The organism is Pseudomonas sp. (assembly GCF_050739655.1).
Lineage (GTDB): Bacteria > Pseudomonadota > Gammaproteobacteria > Pseudomonadales > Pseudomonadaceae > Aquipseudomonas.
Genome location: NZ_JBOIBY010000469.1, coordinates 1 through 2,170, shown reverse-complemented (window position 1 = coordinate 2,170; position 2,170 = coordinate 1). Strand labels below are relative to the sequence as shown.

The following is a 2,170-nucleotide window of genomic DNA, read 5'->3' as shown; positions in this document are numbered from 1 at the left end:
CTCCTACAAATGCCTTAACTGACCGGCATTAAGGCTTGCCCGCGAAGGCGTCTTTGAAATCGCCTTCGCGGGCAAGCCTCGCTCCTACGGATATTGGGATCAGATGGCGTTGCTGTGGCGCCGAACACCCGATTCAACGATTGGAATCTGCGCCGCCATGCTGCCGCTCGCCTGGAATAGCACCAGGTGTTCCGCCGCGACACGAATGCCAACCTCTGCGCCGACCTGATGATCGACATGGCTTGGGAAAATCGATTCCAGTTGCGCACCCGTCGGCATTTGCAGGCGATAAAGCGTCGACGCGCCCTGGAACGACTTGCCTACGATCCGCGCTTTCAGCGTGCTATCCGGCGCATAAACGATATCGTCTGGTCGCAGCAGCACGTCCACCGCGCCACCAATCGGCCAGGTGTAGGCACGATTGCCGCGCAGCTCTCCCAGTTCGGTCTGCACCGACTCCGGGCTGCTCAGCTGACCGCGAATGAAGTACCCCTGACCGATGAAGCTGGCCACGTATGGCGTCAGCGGTTCGTGATAGAGGTTATAGGGCGTGTCCCACTGTTCCAGCCGGCCTTCCTTGAATACCCCGACATGGTCACTGACCGCGAAGGCTTCTTCCTGGTCGTGGGTCACCAGAATTGCGCTGGTGCCACGGGCCTTGAGAATGTCGCGCACTTCATGGCTGAGCTTGCGTCGCAACTCGCCATCAAGGTTGGAAAAGGGTTCGTCGAGCAGCAGCAATTGCGGTTCCGGCGCCAGGGCGCGGGCCAGGGCCACACGTTGCTGCTGTCCACCGGATAGCTCATGGGGAAAGCGCTTGCCTAGGTTTTTCAGGTTGACCAGTTCCAGCAGCTCTTCGGTCACTCGCTCCTTTTTCGGATGCTTGCGAATGCCGAAAGCGATGTTGTCGGCCACGCTCAAATGCGGAAACAGCGCATAGTCCTGGAACACCATGCCGATCCGGCGTTTCTCCGGCGCCAGGGTAAAACCGGCGCTGGAAATCGTCTCGCCCGCCAACTGGATATCGCCTTCGTGTACCGGTTCGAAACCGGCAATGGCACGCAGGGTGGTGGTCTTGCCGCAGCCTGAAGAACCGAGCAGGCAACCGATGTCACCGGCGTTCAAATGCAGGTTGAGGTTCTGCACCACTCGCTGGTCTTGGTAGCCGCAGGCGAGGTTGCGCAGGTTAAGCAGTAATGGCTGGCTCATGCGTGGTGATACGCCGGCTCGACGAGAAATTCGAGCAGGGCCTTTTGAGCGTGAAGACGGTTTTCAGCCTGGTCCCAGGCCACCGAACGCGGGTCATCAAGCATGTCGACGCTGATTTCCTCTCCACGGTGAGCTGGCAGGCAGTGCATGAACAGCACGTCCGGCGCGGCCAGGTCGATCAGTGCGCGGTTGACCTGATAAGGGGCGAACAGCTGAAGACGCTTGGCGGTTTCTTCTTCCTGGCCCATGGAGGTCCAGACGTCGGTGCTGACCAGATGGGCGCCGCGCACGGCATCTTTCGGATCGCGAACGATGGTCACCCGATCCCCGGCCATGGCCACGAATTTCGGGTTCGGCTCGTAGCCTTCCGGACAGGCGATACGCAACTGGAAGTCGAACTGGATCGCCGCTTCTATATAGCTGTTGCACATGTTGTTGCCGTCGCCGATCCAGGCCACGGTCTTGCCCTGGATGGAGCCGCGGTGTTCGAGGAAAGTCTGCATGTCGGCCAGCAACTGGCACGGGTGCAGATCGTCGGACAGGCCATTGATCAGCGGCACGCGGGAATTGGCGGCGAATTCGGTCAAGGTGCTGTGGGCAAAGGTACGGATCATCACCACATCGAGCATGCTCGACATGACAATGGCGGCGTCGCTGATCGGCTCGCCTCGACCCAGTTGGGTGTCGCGCGGCGACAGGAAGATCGCCTGGCCGCCAAGCTGGATCATGCCGGCTTCGAACGAAATGCGGGTGCGGGTCGAGGACTTCTCGAAAATCATCCCGAGCACGCGGTTTTTCAGAGGCTCGAACAGTACGCCGCGGTTACGCAGGTCTTTGAGCTCAACGCCTCGACGGATCACGCTGACCAGCTCTTCGGGCGTGCAATCCATCAGGGAGAGAAAGTGCCTTGCGCTCATCATTGACTACCTTTTTGCTACAAACCGCAGATGCTCAAAGCCTT

2 protein-coding genes are annotated in these 2,170 nt (G+C 59.8%); both read right to left on the bottom strand.

What is annotated here, in order from left to right; all coding sequences use genetic code 11:
* Positions 1-99: 99 nt before the first annotated feature.
* Positions 100-1,209 (bottom strand): ABC transporter ATP-binding protein, encoded by a 1,110-nt coding sequence (locus tag ACRESJ_RS22770; protein ID WP_431759938.1) that lies wholly within the window; start codon positions 1,207-1,209, stop codon positions 100-102.
* Positions 1,206-2,126: an ornithine carbamoyltransferase gene (gene argF, locus ACRESJ_RS22765; RefSeq protein WP_431759937.1), complete on the bottom strand. Its 921-nt coding sequence runs from the start codon at positions 2,124-2,126 to the stop codon at positions 1,206-1,208. Before argF ends, ACRESJ_RS22770 begins: the two co-directional genes overlap by 4 nt.
* Between the last annotated feature and the right edge of the window lie 44 nt (positions 2,127-2,170).

What these genes read in the sequence shown, in the direction of transcription:
- ACRESJ_RS22770 (WP_431759938.1), bottom strand. Translation starts at nt 1,209, where the DNA reads ATGAGCCAGCCATTACTGCTTAACCTGCGCAACCTCGCCTGCGGCTAC.
- argF (WP_431759937.1), bottom strand. Translation starts at nt 2,126, where the DNA reads ATGAGCGCAAGGCACTTTCTCTCCCTGATGGATTGCACGCCCGAAGAG.